Origin of the sequence: Shigella sp. FC1567, from assembly GCF_001743015.1 — a bacterium.
Lineage (GTDB): Bacteria > Pseudomonadota > Gammaproteobacteria > Enterobacterales > Enterobacteriaceae > Escherichia > Escherichia coli.
In genome coordinates, this window is record NZ_MIIV01000149.1 from 1 (window position 1) to 4,761 (window position 4,761).

Genomic DNA, 4,761 nt, shown 5'->3' on the forward strand with positions numbered 1-4,761 from the left:
CGTTGTAGCTTTTTCCTCAGCTTACGTATTTCGATTTGTTCTGGTGTTATCGGAGAGGCTTTTGGTGTTTTGCCCTGACGCTCATCACGCAGTTGTTTGACCCATCTTGTCATTGTGGAAAGGCCAACATCCATAGCTTTGGCGGCATCTGCCACCGTGTATTTCTGGTCAACAACCAGTTGAGCGGATTCGCGTTTAAACTCTGCGCTAAAATTTCTTTTTTTCATTGGAGCACCTGTGTTGTTCTGAGGTGAGCATATCACCTCTGTTCAGGTGGCCAAATTCAGTGTGCCACTTCAGTGGCATCATCCGGGTTTGGTGTTGATTCACGCGGAGGGAGTTGAAACGCCTCAGCCTGAACTGACCGAGGCGGTATAACTTAACGCAGTCGCCCTCTCGCCAGGTTCAGCCGCGATTCGCTCATCTGCATTGCATTCTGGCTGACGTGACAATGGGTAATCGCGATAGCTAACGCATCGGCGGCATCCGCCTGTGGATTAGCGGGCAGTTTCAGCAAGGTGCGGACCATATGCTGCACCTGACTTTTTTCGGCACTACCAATACCTACCACCGTTTGCTTTACCTGACGTGCCGCATATTCAAATACCGGCAATTCCTGATTCACCGCCGCCACAATCGCCACGCCGCGCGCCTGCCCCAGTTTCAGAGCCGAGTCGGCATTTTTGGCCATAAAGACTTGTTCAATGGCGAAATAATCTGGCTGGAACTGGGTGATGATTTCCGTCACGCCCGCATAGATGAGCTTCAGACGAGACGGTAAATCATCCACCTTGGTGCGTATGCATCCGCTACCCAGGTAGGACAGTTGCCTGCCTACCTGGCGGATGACGCCATAGCCGGTCACGCGCGAACCCGGGTCAATGCCGAGAATAATAGCCATCACGCGTCTCCGTTTTGCTGTTTAGCAGGCCTCATCAGAGAGTCGCTGCAATCTCATCAGAGATTTCACCGTTATGGTAAACTTCCTGCACGTCGTCGCAATCTTCCAGCATATCGATCAGACGCATCAGTTTCGGTGCGGTTTCTGCATCCATATCAGCTTTGGTGGACGGGATCATGGAAACTTCCGCGCTGTCTGCTTTCAGACCTGCCGCTTCCAGAGCGTCGCGCACTTTACCCATTTCTTCCCATGCAGTGTAGACATCAATCGCGCCGTCATCATAGGTCACAACGTCTTCAGCACCTGCTTCCAGAGCTGCTTCCATGATGGTGTCTTCATCGCCTTTCTCGAAGGTGATCACGCCTTTTTTGCTGAACAGATAGGCTACGGAACCATCTGTACCGAGGTTACCGCCACATTTGCTGAATGCATGACGCACTTCAGCAACGGTACGGTTGCGGTTGTCAGACAGACATTCAATCATGATTGCCGTGCCGCCAGGACCGTAACCTTCGTAGATGATGGTTTCCATGTTTGCATCATCATCACCGCCCACACCACGTGCAATTGCGCGGTTCAGTGTGTCACGGGTCATGTTGTTAGACAGTGCTTTATCCACCGCCGCACGCAGACGCGGGTTAGCGTCCGGATCGCCACCGCCCAGCTTAGCCGCGGTTACCAGCTCACGAATGATTTTAGTGAAGATTTTACCGCGCTTAGCATCCTGCGCAGCTTTACGATGTCTGGTGTTGGCCCATTTACTATGACCTGCCATAAAAATATCTCCAGATAGCCCTGCCTGTTCAGGCAGCGTTAATTACAAACTGTTCAATCGCCTGCCGGTTGCTCCAGGACTTAGTGAGCGCCGCCGCAGCAGGCGCATCAAGCCACTTGTAAGCCAGATGTTCAGTGAAAACGATCTGCCGCTCGTGCGGAAGCGCAAGACAGAACCATGATTCCGTATTACGCGTCACGCCCGGCGCATAGCGATGACGTAAATGTGAAAAAATTTCAAACTCTACCGTGCGCTGACTGTCAATTAAGGTCAGTTGTTCAGCGACAACATCAATGGTGACCTCTTCCTTTACTTCGCGCATGGCAGCTTGCGGCGCGGTTTCACCCTCTTCCACGCTGCCGGTTACCGACTGCCAGAAATCGGGATCGTCACGCCGCTGCAACATCAGCACCCGTTTCGTATCTTGTGCATAGATGACCACTAAGATCGAAACGGGACGCTTATACACTTTATCCTTCACGCTGCCTCTTCGTTGACTGCCTTCGCTCATCCCATTCACATAGTTATCTATGCTCATGGGAGTTCACTCAATTGCCGCCTTGATGCAACGCGAATGATTTCGTGTATTTGAGTCATATCAGTTATTCTCTGCCTTCTTCACAACCTGAATGCTCAGCTCAGCCAGTGCAGTCGGGTTAGCAAAGCTCGGTGCTTCAGTCATCAGACACGCTGCCGCCGTGGTTTTCGGGAAGGCGATAACGTCACGGATATTGTCGGTGCCAGTCAGCAGCATGGTCAGACGGTCAAGACCGAATGCCAGACCTGCGTGCGGCGGAGTACCGTATTTCAGGGCGTCGAGCAGGAAGCCGAATTTCTCGCGCTGTTCCTCTTCGTTGATACCCAGAATACCAAACACCGTCTGCTGCATATCACCATTATGGATACGTACTGAACCACCGCCCACTTCGTAACCATTGATGACCATATCGTAAGCGTTCGCCACCGCATTTTCCGGTGCAGCTTTCAGTTCTGCAGCAGTCATGTCTTTCGGTGAGGTGAACGGATGGTGCATTGCCGTCAGGCCGCCTTCACCGTCGTCTTCAAACATCGGGAAGTCGATAACCCACAGCGGTGCCCATTTGCTTTCGTCGGTCAGACCAAGGTCTTTACCCACTTTCAGGCGCAGTGCGCCCATCGCGTCGGCAACAATTTTCTTGTTGTCGGCACCGAAGAAAATCATATCGCCATCTTGCGCGGCAGTACGATCCAGGATGGCTTCGATGATTTCTGCATTAAGGAACTTCGCTACCGGGCTGTTGATACCTTCCAGACCTTTCGCGCGTTCGTTAACTTTGATGTAAGCCAGACCTTTCGCGCCGTAGATTTTAACGAAGTTACCGTATTCGTCGATCTGCTTACGGGTCAGCGATGCGCCACCCGGAACACGTAGAGCGGCAACACGGCCTTTCGGATCGTTCGCCGGCCCCGCAAATACTGCAAACTCAACAGATTTCAGCAGATCGGCAACGTCGGTCAGTTCCATCGGGTTACGCAGATCCGGTTTATCAGAACCATAACGGCGTTCTGCTTCCGCAAAGGTCATTACCGGGAAATCGCCCAGATCCACGCCCTTCACTTCCAGCCACAAATGACGCACCAGCGCTTCCATCACTTCACGCACTTGCGGCGCGGTCATGAAAGAAGTTTCCACATCGATCTGAGTAAACTCAGGCTGACGATCAGCGCGCAGGTCTTCGTCACGGAAGCATTTAACGATCTGATAGTAACGGTCAAAACCGGACATCATCAGCAGCTGTTTGAACAACTGTGGGGATTGCGGCAGTGCGTAGAATTTACCTTTGTGCACACGAGAAGGCACCAGGTAGTCACGCGCGCCTTCCGGCGTGGCTTTGGTCAGCATCGGAGTTTCGATGTCGAGGAAGCCGTGGTCATCCATAAAACGGCGCACCAGGCTGGTGATTTTAGCGCGGGTTTTCAGGCGCTGAGCCATTTCCGGACGACGCAGGTCGAGGTAGCGGTATTTCAGACGCGCTTCTTCGGTGTTGACGTGGTTAGAGTCAAGCGGCAGAACATCTGCGCGGTTGATGATAGTCAGCGAGGACGCCAGCACTTCGATTTCGCCGGTCGCCATATCGCGGTTAATATTTTTTTCGTCACGCGCACGTACGGTGCCCGTGACCTGAATGCAGAACTCATTACGCAGTTCAGAGGCCAGCTTTAACGCGTCCGCACGATCCGGATCGAAAAATACCTGCACGATACCTTCGCGGTCGCGCATATCGATGAAGATCAGGCTACCAAGATCACGACGACGGTTGACCCAACCACACAGAGTCACCTGCTGCCCACGTGGGACAAACGGAGCTGTCCACAATATTCTGTACGCATGAGATATCCCTTAACTTAGCTGCCGGCGGATGCCCCCTGCTGCGCAGGTGACCAAGTCGCAGCGTTAGCTGTATGTCACAACTGAATGAAAAAAGGCGGCTATTATACTGGAAATTCTGCCGCACCGTAAGAGCCTAGCCCGCGCTGGAACGCCTCGTTACCACTTTATATCGGGCCTGAAATCAGACTCTACGCCAGTTTGCTATAAAGGTGTTGCCCGAACTCATAAAAATTAACAAAATTTGTCGTTCCGCCATCGGCTAATCGCATTAAGGTGTGAGGCACGATTTTGTTTTTTCAGGAGTCAGCATGCTTGAACTTAATGCTAAAACCACTGCGTTGGTGGTGATCGATTTACAAGAAGGCATCTTACCTTTTGCCGGTGGTCCACATACTGCCGATGAGGTAGTTAATCGCGCCGGGAAGCTGGCGGCGAAATTTCGCGCCAGCGGTCAGCCCGTGTTTCTGGTGCGAGTTGGCTGGTCTGCCGATTACGCCGAAGCATTAAAACAGCCGGTTGATGCCCCCGTTACTTTATTCGTACCCCTTATAATGGGGTGTTAGCCAGCCAGACCCGGCATGATTACTGCCCCCAGTCGTCCATGATCCGGGGGGTGATGTCACCGGGTCTGGTGGGGCGCTGGTAACCGCTAATAGGGGTCAGGTCAGGCACTTTTGCCGGGACCGTCTGTAACGTGGATGCCGGTACCTGCTC

At 52.8% G+C, this 4,761-nt stretch carries 4 protein-coding genes and 3 pseudogenes; 2 read left to right on the top strand and 5 right to left on the bottom strand.

Going from position 1 to position 4,761, the window contains the following annotated elements; translation table 11 throughout:
- Positions 1–227 (bottom strand): IS3 family transposase (locus BHE85_RS10700; RefSeq protein ID WP_057951205.1); only part of this gene is annotated, 227 nt, incomplete at its 3' end.
- 73 nt (positions 228–300) lie between these two features.
- On the opposite strand from BHE85_RS10700, the pseudogene BHE85_RS27410 reads away from it, so the two are divergent.
- Positions 301–378, top strand: a pseudogene (locus BHE85_RS27410) (YebB family permuted papain-like enzyme); the annotation flags it as partial.
- A gap of 1 nt (position 379) precedes the next feature.
- Here BHE85_RS27410 and ruvC read toward each other — a convergent pair.
- From ruvC to aspS, 4 genes and pseudogenes are all read right to left on the bottom strand, one after another.
- The gene (ruvC, locus tag BHE85_RS10705; protein WP_001295503.1) at positions 380–901 is read right to left on the bottom strand and encodes a crossover junction endodeoxyribonuclease RuvC; all 522 of its coding nucleotides are present in this window, start codon (positions 899–901) and stop codon (positions 380–382) included.
- A 34-nt stretch (positions 902–935) separates the two neighbouring features.
- Positions 936–1,676, bottom strand: a complete 741-nt coding sequence (locus BHE85_RS10710) for a YebC/PmpR family DNA-binding transcriptional regulator (protein ID WP_000907252.1) — start codon at positions 1,674–1,676, stop codon at positions 936–938.
- Between the two features lie 28 nt (positions 1,677–1,704).
- On the bottom strand, positions 1,705–2,157 hold the full coding sequence (gene nudB / locus BHE85_RS10715) for a dihydroneopterin triphosphate diphosphatase (protein ID WP_011379170.1): 453 nt from the start codon (positions 2,155–2,157) through the stop codon (positions 1,705–1,707).
- Positions 2,158–2,274: 117 nt separating this feature from the next.
- Positions 2,275–4,046, bottom strand: a pseudogene (gene aspS / locus BHE85_RS10720) (aspartate--tRNA ligase).
- A 309-nt stretch (positions 4,047–4,355) separates the two neighbouring features.
- Here aspS and BHE85_RS10725 point away from each other — a divergent pair.
- Positions 4,356–4,574 (top strand): annotated as a pseudogene (locus tag BHE85_RS10725) (isochorismatase family protein); the annotation flags it as partial.
- Positions 4,575–4,761 lie beyond the last annotated feature (187 nt).